Origin of the sequence: Hydrogenophaga sp. PML113 (assembly GCF_001777155.1) — a bacterium.
GTDB classification, from domain to species: Bacteria; Pseudomonadota; Gammaproteobacteria; order Burkholderiales; family Burkholderiaceae_C; genus Hydrogenophaga; species Hydrogenophaga borbori.
In genome coordinates this window covers 393,798-411,871 of the sequence record NZ_MIYM01000004.1, presented here as the reverse complement: position 1 = coordinate 411,871, position 18,074 = coordinate 393,798, and the positions used below count along the sequence as shown (strand labels likewise).

General features: G+C 70.4%; 20 protein-coding genes. 15 read left to right on the top strand and 5 right to left on the bottom strand.

Going from position 1 to position 18,074, the window contains the following annotated elements:
- The first annotated feature begins 25 nt into the window (after nucleotides 1–25).
- The 15 genes from BHU06_RS10405 (at nucleotide 26) to BHU06_RS10335 (ending at nucleotide 14,233) form a co-directional block, all read left to right on the top strand.
- Nucleotides 26–622: an SCP2 domain-containing protein gene (locus BHU06_RS10405; RefSeq protein WP_254668151.1), complete on the top strand. Its 597-nt coding sequence runs from the start codon at nucleotides 26–28 to the stop codon at nucleotides 620–622.
- A 58-nt stretch (nucleotides 623–680) separates the two neighbouring features.
- Nucleotides 681–2,246, top strand: a complete 1,566-nt coding sequence (gene ubiB / locus BHU06_RS10400; protein ID WP_070399091.1) for a ubiquinone biosynthesis regulatory protein kinase UbiB — start codon at nucleotides 681–683, stop codon at nucleotides 2,244–2,246.
- Between the two features lie 230 nt (nucleotides 2,247–2,476).
- Complete coding sequence (locus BHU06_RS10395; RefSeq protein WP_070399090.1) at nucleotides 2,477–2,827, top strand: FmdB family zinc ribbon protein; 351 nt, start codon at nucleotides 2,477–2,479, stop codon at nucleotides 2,825–2,827.
- A 10-nt stretch (nucleotides 2,828–2,837) separates the two neighbouring features.
- Nucleotides 2,838–3,512, top strand: a complete 675-nt coding sequence (locus tag BHU06_RS10390) for a DUF502 domain-containing protein (protein WP_070399089.1) — start codon at nucleotides 2,838–2,840, stop codon at nucleotides 3,510–3,512.
- A gap of 13 nt (nucleotides 3,513–3,525) precedes the next feature.
- Entirely contained in the window at nucleotides 3,526–5,328 is a 1,803-nt protein-coding gene (gene aspS / locus BHU06_RS10385) for an aspartate--tRNA ligase (protein WP_070399088.1), read from the top strand.
- Between the two features lie 129 nt (nucleotides 5,329–5,457).
- Nucleotides 5,458–5,772 carry a YqjD family protein gene (locus BHU06_RS10380; protein ID WP_070399087.1) on the top strand — a complete coding sequence of 105 codons (315 nt, stop codon included), beginning with the start codon at nucleotides 5,458–5,460 and terminating at the stop codon, nucleotides 5,770–5,772.
- Nucleotides 5,773–5,780: 8 nt separating this feature from the next.
- Nucleotides 5,781–6,155 carry a phage holin family protein gene (locus BHU06_RS10375; protein ID WP_070399086.1) on the top strand — a complete coding sequence of 125 codons (375 nt, stop codon included), beginning with the start codon at nucleotides 5,781–5,783 and terminating at the stop codon, nucleotides 6,153–6,155.
- A 58-nt stretch (nucleotides 6,156–6,213) separates the two neighbouring features.
- The gene (locus BHU06_RS10370; protein ID WP_070399085.1) at nucleotides 6,214–6,519 is read left to right on the top strand and encodes a hypothetical protein; all 306 of its coding nucleotides are present in this window, start codon (nucleotides 6,214–6,216) and stop codon (nucleotides 6,517–6,519) included.
- Nucleotides 6,509–6,988, top strand: a complete 480-nt coding sequence (gene nudB, locus BHU06_RS10365; RefSeq protein WP_070399084.1) for a dihydroneopterin triphosphate diphosphatase — start codon at nucleotides 6,509–6,511, stop codon at nucleotides 6,986–6,988. Before BHU06_RS10370 ends, nudB begins: the two co-directional genes overlap by 11 nt.
- Before the next feature lie 66 nt (nucleotides 6,989–7,054).
- Nucleotides 7,055–7,795: an endonuclease/exonuclease/phosphatase family protein gene (locus BHU06_RS10360; protein WP_070399083.1), complete on the top strand. Its 741-nt coding sequence runs from the start codon at nucleotides 7,055–7,057 to the stop codon at nucleotides 7,793–7,795.
- A 17-nt stretch (nucleotides 7,796–7,812) separates the two neighbouring features.
- Entirely contained in the window at nucleotides 7,813–9,066 is a 1,254-nt protein-coding gene (clsB, locus tag BHU06_RS10355) for a cardiolipin synthase ClsB (RefSeq protein WP_070399082.1), read from the top strand.
- Between the two features lie 30 nt (nucleotides 9,067–9,096).
- Nucleotides 9,097–10,137, top strand: a complete 1,041-nt coding sequence (locus tag BHU06_RS10350; protein WP_070399081.1) for a ligase-associated DNA damage response exonuclease — start codon at nucleotides 9,097–9,099, stop codon at nucleotides 10,135–10,137.
- The gene (locus BHU06_RS10345) at nucleotides 10,134–11,879 is read left to right on the top strand and encodes an ATP-dependent DNA ligase (protein WP_070399080.1); all 1,746 of its coding nucleotides are present in this window, start codon (nucleotides 10,134–10,136) and stop codon (nucleotides 11,877–11,879) included. Before BHU06_RS10350 ends, BHU06_RS10345 begins: the two co-directional genes overlap by 4 nt.
- Before the next feature lie 147 nt (nucleotides 11,880–12,026).
- Nucleotides 12,027–13,658, top strand: a complete 1,632-nt coding sequence (locus BHU06_RS10340) for a DUF6531 domain-containing protein (protein ID WP_070399079.1) — start codon at nucleotides 12,027–12,029, stop codon at nucleotides 13,656–13,658.
- Nucleotides 13,659–13,669: 11 nt separating this feature from the next.
- Nucleotides 13,670–14,233, top strand: coding sequence for a hypothetical protein (locus BHU06_RS10335; protein WP_139147040.1), 564 nt, complete (start codon nucleotides 13,670–13,672; stop codon nucleotides 14,231–14,233).
- Nucleotides 14,234–14,264: 31 nt separating this feature from the next.
- On the opposite strand, the gene ruvC is transcribed toward BHU06_RS10335, so the two are convergent.
- Genes ruvC through BHU06_RS10310 form a run of 5 tightly spaced genes read right to left on the bottom strand, consistent with a single transcriptional unit; the run spans nucleotide 14,265 to nucleotide 18,068 of the window.
- The gene (gene ruvC / locus BHU06_RS10330; protein ID WP_070399077.1) at nucleotides 14,265–14,813 is read right to left on the bottom strand and encodes a crossover junction endodeoxyribonuclease RuvC; all 549 of its coding nucleotides are present in this window, start codon (nucleotides 14,811–14,813) and stop codon (nucleotides 14,265–14,267) included.
- 19 nt (nucleotides 14,814–14,832) lie between these two features.
- Nucleotides 14,833–15,819: a phosphatidate cytidylyltransferase gene (locus tag BHU06_RS10325; RefSeq protein ID WP_070399076.1), complete on the bottom strand. Its 987-nt coding sequence runs from the start codon at nucleotides 15,817–15,819 to the stop codon at nucleotides 14,833–14,835.
- On the bottom strand, nucleotides 15,819–16,436 hold the full coding sequence (locus BHU06_RS10320; protein WP_070399075.1) for a lysophospholipid acyltransferase family protein: 618 nt from the start codon (nucleotides 16,434–16,436) through the stop codon (nucleotides 15,819–15,821). Before BHU06_RS10320 ends, BHU06_RS10325 begins: the two co-directional genes overlap by 1 nt.
- A gap of 1 nt (nucleotide 16,437) precedes the next feature.
- A complete protein-coding gene (gene mtgA / locus BHU06_RS10315) occupies nucleotides 16,438–17,187 on the bottom strand; it encodes a monofunctional biosynthetic peptidoglycan transglycosylase (protein WP_070399074.1) in 750 nt (249 codons plus the stop codon).
- Nucleotides 17,187–18,068: an energy transducer TonB gene (locus BHU06_RS10310; RefSeq protein WP_254668150.1), complete on the bottom strand. Its 882-nt coding sequence runs from the start codon at nucleotides 18,066–18,068 to the stop codon at nucleotides 17,187–17,189. The genes mtgA and BHU06_RS10310 overlap by 1 nt, the downstream gene beginning before the upstream one ends.
- Between the last annotated feature and the right edge of the window lie 6 nt (nucleotides 18,069–18,074).

Genomic DNA, 18,074 nt, shown 5'->3' with positions numbered 1-18,074 from the left:
CGTTATCCGTCAGAATCGGGTGGTCATGGCCCATGTACCACCCGATTCCGTTTCTGGTGCCGGCCCGGCCGGCCCGCAAGGCCCGGCCGGCGCGCCGACCGATCCGCTGCGCTCCATCCTGCAGGCCCTGCGCCCACCCGGCTGGGTGATCGACGAGCTGCAGAACAAGCTGGTGCTCTTCCTCAACCACGTGCTGCAGCAGGAGCCGGCGGCCACCGAGCGGCTGCGCCGCCAGGCTGGCAAGCCGCTGCGCGTGCAGTGGGGCGATTTCCATTTCTGCGTGGCGCCCACGCGCGCCGGCCTGCTGGAGCGTGTCGACCCCATGCTGCACCCGCCCGAACTCACCGTGAGCCTCACCCAGGCCTCGCCCGCCGAGCTGGCGCGGCGGGTGCTGGCCGGCGAGAAGCCGGCCGTGGACATCCAGGGCGACGTGCAGTTCGCCGCCGAAGTGGCCTGGCTGGTGGACAACGTGCGCTGGGACGTGGAGGAAGACCTCTCGCGCCTGATGGGCGACGCGGCGGCGCACACCCTGGTCGGCTTCGCGCGCCAGGCCGCGCAGGCGCTCAAGGGCTTCGTCGCCCGCATGCCCCGCCCGCCGGGCTCCGGCGGGGGCGCCGCATGATCGCGGCCCGGCTGGCCGAGGGCGACCGCACCGCAGCGCACCGCGCGGAGGCGTTCGAGTGACCCGGTTCCTGCGCGGTGGCTTCATCGTCTGGGTGGTGCTGCGATACGGGCTCGACGAGCTCGTGCTCTCCAGCTTCGATCACCCGTGGATCCGCCGGCTCACCCGCATCGTTTCCACTGGCCGCCGCCTGGACAGCCCGCGCGGTCAGCGCCTGCGCGAGGCGCTCGAGCGCCTGGGCCCGATCTTCGTGAAGTTCGGCCAGGTGCTGTCCACCCGACGCGACCTGCTGCCACCCGACATCGCCGACGAACTCGCCCGCCTGCAGGACCGCGTGCCGCCGTTCCCCAGCGAGATCGCCATCGCCACCATCGAACGCGCCTTCGGCCGCCCGCTCGACGAGGTGTTCAGCCATTTCGAGCGCGAGCCCGTGGCCAGTGCCTCCATCGCCCAGGTGCATTTCGCCACCTTGCGCGGCGGCCGCGAGGCCGGACGCGAGGTCGCCGTCAAGGTGCTGCGGCCCAACATGCTGCCGGTGATCGAGAAGGACCTGGCCCTCATGCGCCTGATGGCCGGCTGGCTGGAGCGCCTGTCGGCCGATGGCCGACGCCTCAAGCCGCGCGAGGTGGTCGCCGAGTTCGACAAATACCTGCACGACGAGCTGGACCTGCTGCGCGAGGCCTCCAACGCCGCCCAGCTGCGCCGCAACATGGCCGGACTGGACCTGGTGCTCATCCCCGAGATGGTCTGGGACTGGTGCCGCAACGACGTGATGGTGATGGAGCGCATGAGCGGCGTGCCCATCAACCGCGTCGACGAACTGCGCCGCCTGGGCGTGGACATTCCGCGCCTGGCGCGCGACGGCGTCACCATCTTCTTTACCCAGGTGTTCCGCGACGGCTTCTTCCACGCCGACATGCACCCGGGCAACATCCAGGTGAGCGTGGCGCCGGCCAGCTTCGGTCGCTACATCTCGCTCGATTTCGGCATCGTCGGCACCCTGACCGAGCACGACAAGGAGTACCTGGCGCAGAACTTCACGGCCTTCTTCCGGCGCGACTACCGGCGCGTGGCCGAGCTGCACATCGAATCGGGCTGGGTGCCGCCGGAGACCCGGGTCGACGAACTGGAGTCCGCGATCCGCGCGGTCTGCGAGCCCTATTTCGACCGCCCGCTGAAGGAAATCTCGCTGGGCATGGTGCTGATGCGCCTGTTCCAGACCTCGCGGCGCTTCCAGGTCGAAATCCAGCCCCAGCTCGTGCTGCTGCAGAAAACCCTGCTCAACATCGAAGGCCTGGGCCGCGAGCTCGACCCCGAGCTGGACCTGTGGGCCACCGCCAAGCCGTTCCTGGAAAAGTGGATGCTGGAGCAGCTCGGCCCGCAGAAGCTGCTGGCCCAGCTCAAGGCCGAGGCGCCCCAGTACGCCAAGCTGCTGCCCGCGCTGCCCCGGCTGATGCACGATTACCTCAAGCACCGGCCGAACGAGTTGCGCAAGGAGCTTGACGTGCTGCTGGCCGAGCAGCGGCGCACCAACCGGCTGCTGCAGGGCATCGTCTACGGCGGCATCGGTTTTGCGCTGGGGCTGGTGCTGACCCAGCTGTTGCTGCGCGTGCGCCTGTGGTGAGCCGGCCGGGCCGGGCCAGGGAATACCCCCGGAATTTATAATCGCCGGCTTTGTCCGCCGGCTCCGGGCGGGCGCGTCCTTTGTTTATCCATTCCCCGCCGCGCTCGGCGCGACCCGCGACGCATGAAGCGGTCGAACCGAGAAACACCGCGGAACTGGCTTTGCCAGGCCGCAGGTGTTGCCCCTTGAGGGGGGGCGCGCGCAGCGCGGCGGGGGTGATTCGAGTACTTATGCCCATCTACGCCTACAAGTGCGAGTCCTGTGGCCACGCCAAGGACGTGCTCCAGAAGATCTCCGACGCTCCGCTGAGCGTCTGTCCGGCCTGTGGGGCCGATGCCTTCCGCAAGCAGCTCACCGCCGCCGGCTTCCAGCTCAAGGGCTCGGGCTGGTACGTGACCGATTTCCGCGGCGGCAACGGCAGCGGCGCCAATTCCGGCGTGGCGGCCGCCCCGAGCGACAGCAAGCCCGCCGATGGCGCGGCCAGCGCCGCGCCGGCCGCGGGCGCCAAGACCGAGTCGGCCGCCGCGCCGGCCCCGGCCCCCGCCCCCGCCCCGGCCACGCCGTCCACCCCCAGCACCTGATCGGGCCCGCATGACCGCCCTGCGCAAGTGGCTGTTCTCGGGCCTGTTGGTCCTGGTGCCGCTCATCGTCACCCTGTGGGTGCTCGATTGGGTGGTCGGCACCCTGGACCAGACCCTGAACATCCTGCCCACGTCCTGGCGCCCCGACGCCTGGCTGGGCGTGCACGTGCCCGGGCTGGGCGTGCTGTTCGCGCTGGTGATCGTGCTGTCCATCGGCGCGCTGGCCTCCAACATCATCGGCAACAAGCTGGTGCATTGGTGGCACGCGCTGCTGCACCGCATTCCGGTGGTGCGCTCCATCTATTCGGGTGTGAAGCAGGTGTCGGACACGCTGTTCTCCGAGAAGGGCAACGCCTTTCGCAAGGCGCTGCTGGTGCAGTGGCCCCACGAGGGCATGTGGACCATCGCCTTCCTCACCGGCTCGCCCCAGGGCGACCTGCTGGAGCAACTGCAGGCCCGACCCGGCAGCGACTCGCCGCAAGACGAGTTCCTCAGCGTCTACGTGCCCACCACGCCCAACCCCACGGGCGGCTACTTCGTGCTGCTGCGCGCGCGCGACTGCGTCGAGCTCGCCATGAGCGTGGACGAGGCCCTCACCTACATCGTGTCCATGGGCGTCATCGTGCCCGGCGGCCCCCGCAACCCCAAGATCCCGCTCGCGGCCGAGGCCGAGACGCAACCCTGAGAAAGAAGACCCCATGTCCATGCGAAGCCACTACTGCGGTCTGGTGACCGAAGCCCTGATGGGCCAAACCGTCACGCTGTCGGGCTGGGTGAACCGCCGGCGCGACCACGGTGGCGTCATCTTCATCGACCTGCGCGACCGCGAAGGCACGGTGCAGGTGGTCTGCGACCCGGACCGCCCCGAGATGTTCAAGACGGCCGAAGAGGTGCGCAACGAGTTCTGCGTGCAGGTGGTCGGCCTGGTGCGCGCGCGCCCGGAGGGCACCACCAACGACACCATCAAGAGCGGCAAGATCGAGGTGCTGTGCCACGAGCTGAAGGTGCTCAACCCCTCGGTCACGCCGCCGTTCCAACTGGACGACGACAACCTGTCCGAGACCACCCGCCTCACGCACCGCGTGCTCGACCTGCGCCGCCCCTACATGCAGCGCAACCTGATGCTGCGCTACCGCGTGGCCATGGAGGTGCGCAAGTTCCTCGACGCCAACGGCTTCATCGACATCGAGACGCCGATGCTCACCAAGAGCACGCCCGAGGGCGCGCGCGACTACCTGGTGCCCAGCCGCGTGCATGACGGCATGTTCTTCGCGCTGCCGCAGTCGCCCCAGCTGTTCAAGCAACTGCTGATGGTGGCCGGCTTCGACCGCTACTACCAGATCACCAAGTGCTTCCGCGACGAGGACCTGCGCGCCGACCGCCAGCCCGAGTTCACGCAGATCGATATCGAGACCTCCTTCCTGACCGAGCAGGACATCCGCGACATGTTCCAGGGCATGATCAAAACGGTGTTCCAGAACGTGCTCGGCATCGACCTCGGCGAGTTCCCGGTCATGCCCTACGCCGAAGCCATGCACCGCTACGGCTCGGACAAGCCCGATCTGCGCGTGACCATGGAGTTCACCGAACTCACCGACGTCATGGCCGACGTGGACTTCAAGGTCTTCAGCGCGCCCGCGCAGATGAAGACCGGCCGCGTGGTGGCCCTGCGCGTGCCCGGCGGCGGCGAGATGAGCCGCAGCGAGATCGATGCCTACACCGAATTCGTCAAGATCTACGGCGCCAAAGGCCTGGCCTGGATCAAGGTCAACGACGTGGCGAAGGGCCGCGACGGCCTGCAGAGCCCGATCGTGAAGAACCTGCACGACGCGGCGCTCGAGGCCATCCTGCAGCGCAGCGGCGCGCAGAACGGCGACATCCTGTTTTTCGGCGCCGACAAGGCCAAGGTGGTCAACGACGCCATCGGCAACCTGCGCATCAAGATCGGTCACAGCGAGCTGGGCAAGAAGAACGGCCTGTTCGAGGACCGCTGGGCGCCGATGTGGGTGGTGGACTTCCCCATGTTCGAGCACGACGACGAGGAAGACCGCTGGACCGCGGTGCACCACCCCTTCACCGCGCCCAAAGACGGCCACGAGGACTTCATGGTCAGCGACCCGGGCCGCTGCATCGCCAAGGGTTACGACATGGTGCTCAACGGCTGGGAAATCGGCGGCGGTTCGGTCCGTATCCACCGCGCCGACGTGCAGGCCAAGGTCTTTGACGCGCTCAAGATCGGCCCCGAAGAGCAGCGCCTGAAGTTCGGCTTCCTGCTCGACGCGCTGCAGTACGGCGCGCCGCCGCACGGTGGCCTGGCCTTCGGCCTGGACCGCATCGTCACCCTCATGACGGGCGCCGAGTCGATCCGCGACGTGATCGCCTTCCCCAAGACCCAGCGCGCCCAGTGCCTGCTCACGCAGGCGCCCAGCCCGGTGGACGAAAAGCAGCTGCGCGAGCTGCACATCCGCCTGCGAAACCCCGATTCGGTCAAGAACAGCTGAGATCCTTGTAGGACCAGACCGCAAAAGGCGCCTTCGGGCGCCTTTTTCGTGGGAACCTGCGTATCCTTGGGCGATCGCACTATCGGTTTTTCCGATCGATTGTCCCAACCGCCTGGAAAGGAGCCCGCCATGGCCGACGCCACCACCGAAACCAGCAAGAAAAAGCTCGTGCGCGATCTGCAGCGCGTCATCACCGACGCCGAAGAGCTGCTGCAAGCCACCGCCAACGAAACCGAGGGCAAGGTGATCGAGATGCGCGAGCGCATCCGCGAGAACCTGATCGCCGCCCGGCACAAGCTGGGCGACATCGAGGAAACCGTCGCTGCCCGCACCAAGGAAGCCGCCCGCGCCACCGACGAGTACGTGCACGAGCACCCCTGGCAGGCCATCGGCACCGCCGCCGGCGTGGGCCTGCTGATCGGCATGCTCATCGCCCGGCGCTGAGCGCCGCCATGGAGCCGTCCGCTCAACGCCTCTCGGCCTCCGTGCGCGGGCTGGCGGCCACGCTGGTCGAGTTGGCCCAGGTCCGCCTGGAACTGTTCAGCGTCGAGGCCCAGGAGGAGGTGCTGCGCCTCGCCGGGCTGGTGGCCTACGGGGCCATCGCCCTGGTGTGCCTGGCGCTCGGCGTGGGCTTTCTGGCCATCCTGATCACCGTGGCCCTGTGGGATGAGCACCGGCTGGCGGCGCTGGCCACCTTCACCGGCCTGTTCCTGTTCGTCGGCTTGCTGGCCATCTGGCAGGCGCGCGCGCGCGTGCTGCGTGGCTCGCGGCTGTTCTCGGCCAGCATCGACGAGCTGCGCCAGGACCGCGAGGCATTGGACCCATGAGACCCGCCCGGCCGCCCGAAGGGGCTTGCAGTGCAGCGCGTGGCGCGGAGGCCAGCCGATGAGCCTTCCGCGCGCCGAACAGCTCAGGCAGCGCCACCTGTCGCTGCGCCGGCGCTCCCGCACGCTGCGCGTGCGCGCCGGGATGCAGGCCGAGTCCCTGCGCCCCGTGTTCGGCTGGGCCGACCGGGTGCAGGACGCCTGGCGGTGGCTGCGCGGCTGGCCGCCCCAGCTGACCCTGCCCCTGGCCGCCGTGGCCGGGCTGTGGGTGGCGCGCCGCCCCAGCCGGCTGGTCTCGCTGCCGCTGCGCGCGCTGTCCCTGTGGCGCCTGTGGCAGCGCTTCGGCGCGGCCCGCCGTGAGCGCTGAGCCGGCGCGGGCCTTCAAGGTCCCGCAGTCGGTGCTGGTGGTCATCCACACCCCGGCTTTCGAGGTGCTGCTGATCGAGCGCGCCGATGCGCCGGGGTTCTGGCAGTCCGTGACCGGCGCCAAGGACAAGCCCGAGGAACCCTTCGAGCTCACCGCCGCGCGCGAGGTGAGGGAAGAGACCGGTCTGGACGCCGCCGCGCCGGGGCACGCCCTGCGCGACTGGGGCCTGGAGAACGTCTACGAGATCTACCCGCAGTGGCGGCACCGCTACGCGCCGGGTGTCACGCACAACACGGAGCGCGTGTTCGGCCTGTGTGTGCCACGCGCCGCGCCGGTGCGGCTGAGCCCGCGCGAGCACCGCGACCAGGTCTGGCTGCCGTGGCGCGAGGCGGCGCAGCGCTGCTTCTCTCCTTCCAATGCCGAGGCCATCGGCTGGCTGCCGCGGCTGGGCGGGGCGCCGAGGCCGTAGGGCCATGCCGTCCGGCCGCGCACGCCCCGCGCGTGCGCCCGCGCGGGGCCCTTGGCCCGTGCGATCATGTGCGCCATGAGCATGGTGCGCGTAGCGACCTACAACATCCACAAGGGCGTTCAGGGCCTGGGCCCGGCGCGCCGGCTCGAAATCCACAACCTGGTGCACGCGGTCGAACAGTTCGATGCCGACATCGTCTGCCTGCAGGAGGTGCGCAGCCACCACCGCAAGCTGGAACGCTACTTCACCCGCTGGCCCGAAATGGACCAGGCCGGCTACCTCTCGCCCGAGGGCTACGAGGCCGTCTACCGCAGCAACGCCATCACGCGCCACGGCGAACACGGCAACGCCCTGCTGTCGCGCTGGCCGGTGGTGGGCGTGGGGCATTCCGACGTCTCCGACCACCGCTTCGAGCAGCGCGGCCTGCTGCACGTGCACCTGCTGGTCGATGGCCTGGAGCTGCACGTGGTGGTGGTGCACCTGGGCCTGGTGCACGCCAGCCGCGAACGGCAGGTGCAGCGCCTGGGCCAGTTCATCGCCCGCGAGGTTCCCGCCGGCGCGCCGCTGGTGGTGGCGGGCGACTTCAACGACTGGAGCGCGCAGCTGCTCAAACCCATGGCCGCGCTGGACCTGCACACCTTCGAGGGCATCCGCCTGCCCACCTTCCCGGCGCGGCTGCCGCTGCTGCACCTGGACCGCATCTTTTTTCGCGGCCTGCGCCCGGTCTCGGCCCACGTGCCGCATGGGCGCGCCTGGCGCCGCATGTCCGACCACTTGCCGATCATCGCCGACCTCGAATTCCCGTGAAACGCCTGCATGCGACGATGAAGGATGGGCACCAGCTCGTGCTGCTGGTGGGCGGCGACGAGCTCTTCCCCGCGCTGGCCGAGGCCATGGACGCGGCACGCCAGGTGGTGCACCTGGAGACCTACATCTTCGAGTTCGCGGGCTCGGCCTTGCAGGTGGCCGAGGCGCTGGAGCGCGCGGCGCGGCGCGGCGTGGCGGTGCGCCTGGTGGTCGACGGCGTGGGCACGCCGTCGATTCCCGAAGAATGGCGCCAGCGCTTCGGCGCCGCCGGCGTGCAATGGCGCATCTACTCGCCCCTGGGCCGGCTGGGCCTGCTGTTCCCCCGCCTGTGGCGCCGCCTGCACCGCAAGCTCTGCGTGGTGGACGGCACGGTGGGTTTCTGCGGCGGCGTCAACATCATCGACGACCGCGACGACGTGTCGCTGGGCCGGCTCGACGAACCCCGGCTGGACTATTCACTGCGCGTGGCCGGGCCGCTGGTGCAGGACATGACGGAGACCATGGAGCAGCTCTGGTGGCGCCTGCAGGCCGTGCGGGCCGCGCGCCAGCGCGAGTTCTCGGCCGCCTGGCAGGCGCTGCGCGGCTCGAGCGCCTCGGGCGATTTCTCCAAGCTGCTGCGCAAGCTGGAAACGCGCGCGCGCGGCCTGGCGTCCGGCGGCGAGGAAGACACCGGCAGCGCGCTGATGGGCGTGGACGACGCGCGCGCCGCGCTGCTGCTGCGCGACAACGTGGCGCACCGCCACGACATCGAGCGCGCCTACCTCAAGGCCATCGGCGAGGCGCGCCAGGAGGTGCTCATCGTCAACGCCTACTTCATTCCCGGGCGCCGGCTGCGCAAGGCCCTGCTGATGGCCGTCGGGCGCGGCGTGCGGGTGCGCCTGCTGCTGCAGGGGCGCTACGAGCATTTCCTGCAGTACCGCGCCGCGCGGCCCGCGCTCAAGCGCCTGGTGAACGCGGGCCTGGAGGTCTGCGAGTACGCGCCCAGCGCGCTGCACGCCAAGGTGGCCGTGGTGGATGAGCGCTGGGCCACGGTGGGCTCCACCAACCTGGACCCGCTGTCGCTGCTGCTGGCGCGCGAGGCCAACGTCATGAGCACCGACCGGCGCTTCGCGGCGCTGCTGCGCGCGCACCTGGATCACATCGTCTGCCACCGCAGCACACCCATCCACGCGGAGGCGCTCAACAGCCGGCCCTGGGGCCAGCGCATCCTCGACCGCATCGCCTTCGGCATCATGCGCACGGTGCTGTTTCTCACCGGCCACCGCTATTGAGGAGGCGGTGGCCGCCCCCACGTCCCTGATATGCAGGACCTGATCGTCCAGCGCCCCGAGGGCCTGTACTGCCCGCCGGGCGATTTTTTCATCGACCCCTGGCGCCGCGTCGACCGCGCGGTGATCACGCACGCGCACGCCGACCACGCGCGCACCGGGCACCGCCACTACCTCGCGGCCGCGCCCGGCGCCGGGCTGCTGCGCGCGCGGCTGGGGGAGGGCATCCCCCTGCAGCCGATGGACTACGGCGAGGTGGTCACGCACCGGGGCGTGCGCATCAGCCTGCACCCGGCGGGCCACGTGCTGGGCTCGGCCCAGGTGCGCCTGGAACACCAGGGCCAGGTGTGGGTGGCCAGCGGGGACTACCGGCCCACGCCCGCCCACGGCGTGCCCGATCGCACCTGCGCGCCGTTCGAGCCGGTGCGCTGCGACACCTTCATCACCGAGTCCACCTTCGGCCTGCCCATCTACCGCTGGCGTCCCGACCACGAGCTGTTCGCCGAACTCAACCACTGGTGGGCCGACAACGCGGCCGTCGGGCGCGCCAGCGTGATCAGCTGCTACAGCCTGGGCAAGGCGCAGCGCCTGCTGGCGGGGGTGGACCCGTCCATCGGCCCCATCGTCTGCCACGGCTCGGTGGAGCCGCTCAATCGAGCCTACCGCGCGGCGGGCGTGGACCTGCCGGCCACGCTCGCGGCGGAGGGAACGCACGACCCGGCGGACCTGCGCCGCGCCCTGGTGCTGTGCCCGGGCAGCGCCCTGTCCTCGCCCTGGATACGCCGCTTCGGTGACACCAGCGACGCCTTCGCCAGCGGCTGGATGCAGATCCGCGGCTGGCGCCGCCGCCTGGGCCACGACCGCGGTTTCGTCATCAGCGACCACGCCGACTGGCCCGGCCTGCTCTCGGCCATCGGCGCGACCGGCGCCGGGCGCGTGATCGTCACCCACGGCAGCGTGCCCACCCTGGTGCGTTACCTCCAGGAGCAGGGCCTGCGGGCCGAAGGCTTCAAGACCGAGTACGGCGACGGCGCCGACGATCCGCTCGCCGCCGGGGCGGAGTCCGCCGCATGAAGCGCTTCGGCGCGCTGTTCGCCGAACTCGACGCCAGCACCGCCACCCACGCCAAGGTGGCCGCCCTGGTGCGTTACCTGCGCGAAGCGCCCGACGAGGACGCGGCCTGGGCGGTGTACTTCCTCGCGGGCGGCAAGCCGCGCCAACTCATCCGCACCGCTCAGCTGCGCGCGCTGGCGCTGCGGGCCTCGGGCCTGCCCGAATGGCTGTTCGAGGAGAGCTACCAGGCCGTGGGCGACCTCGCCGAGACCATCGCCCTGGTGCTGCCCGCGCCGGCCGAGGGGGGCGCCGAGCTCGGCCTTCACGGCTGGATGACCCAGCGGCTGCTGCCGCTGCGCGGCGCCGATGAGGCCACGGTGGCGGCCGCGGTGCTGGGCTGGTGGGCCGAGCTCGACAGCCTGGGCCGCTTCCTCTTCGTCAAGCTGGTGGGGGGTGGTTTCCGCGTCGGCGTGAGCCAGCTGCTGGCGCAGCGCGCCGTGGCCGAGTTCGCGGGCCTGGACCCCAAGCTCGTGGCGGCGCGCATGATGGGCTACACCAGCGGCCAGCGCGCGCCCACGGCCGAGGCCTGGCGCGCCATCGTGGCGTCGGCCGAGGGCGAAGGGGCGGCCGCACGCGACCCGAGCCAGCCCTACCCCTTCTTCCTGGCGTCCGCGCTCGCGGGGGCGCCCGAGGCCACGCTGGGTGAGGTGGGCGACTGGTGCGCCGAGTGGAAGTTCGACGGCATCCGCGGCCAGATCGTCAAGCGCGCGGGCCGCGCCTGGGTCTGGTCGCGCGGCGAGGAGCTGATGACCGAGCGCTTTCCCGAGCTGGAGCGCCTGGCCGCGGCCTGGCCCGACGGCACGGTGGTCGACGGCGAGATCGTGGCCTGGGACGCGCTGGCCGCGCCCCTGCCGGGCTTCGAGACGCCGGGCCGGCCCGCGCCCTTCGCCACGCTGCAGCAGCGCATCGCGCGCAAGACGCTCACGGCCCGCGTGCTGGCCGATGCGCCCGTGGGCTTCATCGCCCACGACCTGCTGGAGCGCGGCGGACAGGACCTGCGCGGGCAACCCCAGCACGCGCGCCGCGCCGCCCTGCAGGCGCTGGCGCGGGCCTGCGCCCCGCCGCTGCCCTGCTCGCCGCTGCTCGGCGCGCCCGACTGGGCCACGCTGGCCGCCTGGCGCGCGCGTTCGCGCGAACTCGGCGTCGAGGGCCTGATGCTCAAGCACCGCGACGGCGCCTACGGCACCGGGCGCGTGAAGCGCTCGGGCGAGGGCGAGCGGCTGGCCTGGTGGAAATGGAAGATCGACCCGTTCACGGTGGACGGCGTGCTGATCTACGCCCAGGCCGGCCACGGGCGGCGCGCCTCGGTCTACACCGACTACAGCTTCGCCGTCTGGAACCGCACGCCGCGCGATCCGGCCGAGGCGCAGGCGGTGGTGGACGCGATCGCCGATCGCCGACCGGCCAACCCGCAAGGCCTGCAGCTGGTGTCCTTCACCAAGGCCTATTCGGGGCTGAGCGACGCCGAGTTCCAGGCCGTGGACGCCGTGATCCGCGAGACCACGCTGGAGCACTTCGGCCCCGTGCGCAGCGTGCGCCCGACGCTGGTGGTGGAGCTGGCCTTCGAAGGCATCGCGCGCAGCAAGCGCCACAAGAGCGGCGTGGCGCTGCGCTTCCCGCGCATGCTGCGCGTGCGCGAGGACAAACCCCTGCACGAGGCCGGCACGCTGGGTGAGCTCCAGGCCTTGCTGCCCGGCGCCTGATCCCCCCGGTGGGGGACGGAACCCGCGTCGGTTCTGAGCTTTGCTTCAAGCCCTGCCGGCAACGCCGACGCCCCGTGCCGCCGGCTGATGTGATCGCGCGCTCGTGCCGTGGCACGGGCGTTTCGGATCGCATCGGGGAGGCAGTGCATGAACTGGAATCACCACCGCGTGGTGCTGAAGGCCGCGCGTAGCGGTGCAAGGTGGCTGTCTGGCCTGCTGGGTCTGGCGCTGCTGCTCACGGGCCTTGGCGCATCGGCCGCCTGCGACCCCAGCGTGAGCTGCTGCGCCGGTGCCCCCAGCACCGGCAGCCCCTGCGGCGGGGCGGGCGCGGCCACCCTGGGCAACACCTCGGGCGTGGACAGCGGTGCGGGCAACCCCCTCAATGTGCTGGGCGGCAACAAGTTCCAGCGCGAGGTGGACATGCCCGCGCTGCCCGGCGTGCTCGGCCTGGAACTCATCCGCTACTACAACAGCGCCGACACCGAGCGCCACATGCTGGGGCGCGGCTGGCGCCTGAGCTACGAGACCACGCTGCGCGTGGGCACCGGTGCGCTGGCGGGCACGCTGGAAGTCGTGCAGGCCGATGGCACGCGCATCGCCTTCGCCCTGCCTCCAGACGAACGCCAAGGCCCAGGCCAGGACCAAGGCGATCTCTACCGTGGCCTGAACCCGCTGCAAGGCCTGGTGCACCGACTGCACACGCCGCGCGGCAGCGAGTACCTCTGGCGCTGGGCCGACGGGCGCCAGCTGCGCTTCAACACCCGGGGCCAGCTGGAGCAGATCCGCGCGCCCAGCGGCGAATTCCTCAGCCTGCGCTACGACGGGCGCGGCTGGCTCAGCGAAGTGATCGACCCCGCCGGGCGGCGCCTGCGCCTGCATGTGCTGGACAAGGCCAGCGCCCAGGACCCGCAGCGCTACCGCGGCGTGCAGGGCATCGACACGCCCGTGGGACGGTTTGTTTATGAACACGGCGGGCAACTGCCCGAGGGCTCCAGCGCCAGGCCCAGCGAGCCCATCGCCAACCTCAGCCAGGTCATCTATCCGGCGCAGGCGCCGAGTGAAGGTGGCGCGGCCTCGGAGACCGGCAGCGACGGCGCGCAGGAAGCGCGCTGCCAGAAGGTCAATTTCCGATTCATGGGGTTGTTCGACACGGTGCTGAGCACGAACTGGAGTGGCCACGCCTATCAGCTGGGCATTCCAACCGAGTTCTCTTATGTGGCCCATGCGGTGGCATTGAATGAGTACCGAGGCAATACCGGTCATGCCTATGGGGCACTGGGGGCCTTTCCGCTGGAGTCCATCTTGCAGGGCATGGCGAGCCCTGTTCCGGTGGAGGGCCACACGCGCATCGAGCGCGGGTTCCTCGGTGCGCACGCCGACATTGGGGGTGGCTTCGGGGAGAACGACAGCCAGTTGGCCAGGGTAGCGCTGGTCTGGATGGTTGAGCAGGCCGAAGCGGCAGGGGTGACGATGCATGCCCCCCCATCGACCGTCATCCCCGACCCGGTTCTCCACGACAAAAGCAACAGCATTCAGACGGGAGCACCTGCCCCGGGATCGGAAGACAGGCAAGTGCGCTATCGCGACGGCGCGCGCACGGTTCAACGCGAGATGCCGTTCACAGAGGGGATGAGCTGGGCAGACACGCAGGCATTCATCCACTACCTGCCGGCCGACGATCCGCAAAGGTGGCGGTTCGTGACCGGGACCGTGGACATGCAGGGCTATCTGGATTGGCTCAATGCCAATGGCTACGGGATCGACATGAAGGTGCAATAACGATGAATCACATGAAGAAGAATCAAGTCATGCGGCGCCAATGGTTGGCATGGCTGACGATGTGCGTCTGTTTTCCTGGTTGTGCGAGCCAGGTTGGCAGCGACGCAGGTCAAGGCCCTGATCAGCAGCGGCGCTTTCGCGATATCGGACTGGTGTTGGTGGTCGACGCGATACCGGGTGCTGAAATGGAGGGCGTTGTCTTCTACAACGACAGGGGAACATCGATCTATGCGTCATCGATCGTTGCAAAGCGCAACCGGGAAATCATGGCCCTCGGCAGCCCCCGCGTACCGCTGACCGTTCGGATCATCTGGAGAGATCATCCGAAGGCCATATGGGGCCAGCATGGAGGAATCGACTACGAAGGCACCATCCTTGGTGACCACACCATCCCTGTCGCCGCCCGCATCCCCGATGAAGTCCTGCGCGACATCCGCGCCAAGGGCGGCGCGCTGCGCCTGAAGTTCCGCCTCAAGCCCGATGGGGTGTTGTTCGGCTGGGACATCGAGCGACCCGGTGGCGGCATCTCCCGGTTCGACATGCCGGGCGGCGATTTTCTGGAGACGCGGTACTGACCGATCGCCTTGATCGCCTCAAGGCCCGCGGCTAGTAGTTGCGCCCACCCTTGTACGCCGCGTGCGTGCGCGCGCGCAGCGGCGCCACGCGTTCGATGGCGGCCTGGGTGCGCGCCACCTGGGCGTGCGTGATCGCCAGGCCCAGGGCGTCCGCCGCGTCCTTGCCGGGCAGACCGGGCAGCTGCAGCAGGCGTTTCACCATTTCCTGCATCTGCTCCTTGGTGGCGCGGCCATGGCCGGCCACGGCCTTCTTGAGCTGCAGCGCGGTGTATTCGGCCACGCCCAGGCCATTGGCCACCAGGGCGGTGAGGCAGGCGCCGCGCGCCTGGCCCAGCAGCAGCGTGGCCTGCGGGTTCACGTTGACGAACACGATTTCGCACACCGCCACCTCGGGCTGGTAGCGGCGGGTCACCTCGGTGATGCCGTCGAACAGCACCTTCAGCCGCTCGGGCAGCAGGGCGCCATCCTTCGGGCTGGTCTGGATGGTGCCGCTGGCCACGTAGGCCAGGCGCGGGCCTTCAGTGTCGATGACGCCGAAGCCGGTGCACTGCAGGCCGGGGTCGATGCCGAGGATTCTCATGGGCGGTCGTGGCGCGGGCTCACAGCCCGAAGGTCCAGCGGACCGAATGGAAGAACACCGGCGCCGCGAAGCACAGCGCGTCGACGCGGTCGAGCAGGCCGGCCGCGCCGGTGACCGAGCGGCGCTCGCCGCCCCAGTTCGTCACGCCACGGTCGCGCTTGATGGCCTTCATCACCAGGTGGCCCAGCGAGCCCGCGACGCAGGCCACCAGGGCCATGGCCAAGGCCGGCAGGGGCTTGAAGGGCGTGAAGCCCGCCAGCAGCGCGCCCAGCAGGCCGCCGGCCAGTAGGCCCCAGCCCCAGCTGGCCCAGTGGAAGCTGGCGCTGATGGCCGGCGCCACCGGGCGCTGGCGGCCGCGCGCGGCGAGGTGCTGCACCAGCATGCAGGTTTGCACCACCAGCACCAGGAAGAAGACTAGGAAGGCGTTGTTGCCCAGCCAGCGCGGAAACTGCAACAGCATCAGCGCGGGCACGTGGCTGAGGCCGTAGACGCAGACCATGATGCCCCACTGGAGTTTGGCGCTTCGCTCCAGGAAGCGCTGCGGGTCGCCGCGCAGCGCGCTCACCACCGGCAGGGCCAGGAATACGTACACAGGGATGAAGACCGTGAACAGGTTGAATTGCGCGTTCCACACCAGCGCGTACTGGGCCGGCAGCACCACGAAGAAGGCCAGCACCAGGCTGCGGTGGTCGCCGCGCCGCGTGGGCGACAGGCTGATGAACTCGCGCAGGGCGAAGAAGGAGAGCACGCCGAACAGGGCGATGGACGGACCGCGGCCCATCACCCAGCCGATCCAGAACACCACGGCCATCAGCCAGGAGATGCGCAGCAGGTCGGCGTTGTCGTGGCGGCGGCGGGCCAGCGCGGGGTCGTCGCCATGCGCGCGGCGCTCGCGCAGCGAGAGCAGCACCCCCGCGACGGTGGCCAGGGCCAGCAGGCCGAACACCACGAGGAACAGCAGACCGACCTGCTGGTCGGAGGTAAGGCCGCGCAGGAAGCCGGTCATCAGACGTCCCTCAGCGCCATGACGGCGAGGCGCGCGCGCGCCAGGAAGTCGGCGCGCGGCTCGTCGGCGCCGGGCTTCACGGGTTCGCCGAAGGTCACGGTGCACAGCACGGGCACGGGCACCACCTCGCCCTTGGGCATCACGCGCTGCACGTTGTGGATCCAGGTGGGCACGAGCACCACCTCGGGGAACTTCATGGCCAGGTTGTACAGGCCGCTCTTGAAGGGCTGCGGGTCTTCCTCGAAACCGCGCGTGCCCTCGGGGAAGAGGATGAGCGAGTCGCCGCTCTCCAGGGCGGCGATCAGCGGCGCCAGCGGGTCCTCGTCGCCCTTTCGTTCGCGTTCCACGTAGACGGCGTTGAACACTTCGGTGGTGATCCAGCGCTTGAGCGGCGAGGCGGTCCAGTAGTCCTTGGCGGCGATGGGCCGCGTGATGCCGCGCAGTTCCTTGGGCAGCGCGGCCCAGATCAGCACCAGGTCGGCGTGGCTTTGGTGGTTGGCGAAGTAGATGCGCTGCTCGGCCTTGGGCGGCGCGCCGTACCAGCGCGCCTGCGCGCCGGTGAGCAGGCGCACCAGGCCCAGCAGGAGGTAGCCGACGGCGGAGGCGGCGAGGCGCATGTCAGGGCAGTTTGACGTCGCCCATGCGGGCGACGATGGTGGCGGTGCGGCGCGCCAGGTAGGCCGAGCCCTGGCGCGTCTCGAAGAAGCGCGGCGAAGGCAGCATCACCGCCAGGCGCGCGGCCTCGTAGGCGCTGAGGCGCGCGGCCGGCTTGTTGAAGTAGCGCTGCGCGGCGGCCTCGGCGCCGAACACGCCTTCGCCCCATTCCACGCTGTTCAGGTAAATCTCGAGGATGCGGCGCTTGTCCAGCAGCAGTTCGAGCATCAGGGAGAGCACCAGCTCCTGGCCTTTGCGCAACAGCGTGCGCTCGCCCGACAGCAGCAGGTTCTTGGCGAGCTGCTGGGTGATGGTGGAGCCGCCCACCACCTTGGCCTCGCGCACGGGGCGGTTGGGGTTCTGCGCGGCGCGGCGCTCGGCCTGCTCCTGGCGGCGCTCGTTTTTCTGCCAGGCCTTTTCGATGGCGGTCCAGTCCACGCCGCCGTGGTCGAAGAAGCCGGCGTCCTCGGAGGCCACCACGGCGCGCCACAGGTTCGGGCTGATCCGCTCGCCGTCGACCCAGCGCTGGCGCCAGCGCCACTGGGTCTCGCCGCGCGCGCTGGCGGTGGCCACGCGCCAGGCCTCGGAGCGCTGGAAGGCGGTGCTCTGCGGGTCGAGCACGGTCATGAGCGCGATGCCGGCCAGAAAGTACAGCTGCAGGGCCAGCCCCGCGAGCACCAACCACAGCAGCCAGCGACCGAAGGCGCGTACCACTACTGTCCCGACAGTTGGGTCTGCAGGCCGTCCTCGCGCGTGAAGCGAAAGCGCGAGACGACCACGATCTGGTCGGCCTGGCGGCGCATGGCCTCGTTGAAGCGACCGAAGGCCAGGCCACGCACGATGGCCTGGGCGCGGCTGTCGAGCAGGCGGTTGCCGGAGCCCTGCACCACCTCGGTGTCGAGCACCTGGCCGGTGTGGTTCACGGTAATGACCATGGTGAGTTCGCCATAGAGCTTGCGCCCGGCGGCCTCGGGGAAGTTGGCCGTGCCGTGCTGCTCGATGCGCCGGCGCAGGCCGTCGTAGTAGACGGCGTAGACGGCTTCGCGCGTGGCCGGGCTGATGTAGCGCTTGCGCGGCCGCGCGTTTTCCTCGTTGATGCGTTTCTCGATCTCGGCCAGCACGCGCACCAGGGCCTGGCGCCTCTGTTCCTGCTCGCGGGCCTCGGGCGTCTGGCGCTGGGCCACGGGAGCGGGCGGCGGCATGGTGGCCAGCGCGCGGCGCACCTGCGCGAGCAGCTGCACCTGCTGCTCCATCAGGGCCTCCATGCGGCGCAGTTCTTCGTCGGGCGTGTCGCCCAGCCGGGCGATGGCAGCGGGGGGCAGCGGCGAGGTGGCGCGCCCGCGCTCGGCGTCGCCGCCGCCGGCCAGCGCGGCCTGGGCGATGGCCTGGGCCTTCTCGGGGCGCTGGTCGCTGCGCGCGTTGACCAGGATCACCTCCAGCGGCGTGTCCTTGAACACGCGGTCGAAGCGCTCCGGGTCGGCGAAGCGCACCGCCAGCAGGGCCGCGTGCACCCCGAGCGAGACCAGCAGCGCGAGCTGCAGCGTGCTCAGGTTCCTCAGGGTGCGGACGGCCTTGGCGCGGGCGGCGGATTTCACGCGGGG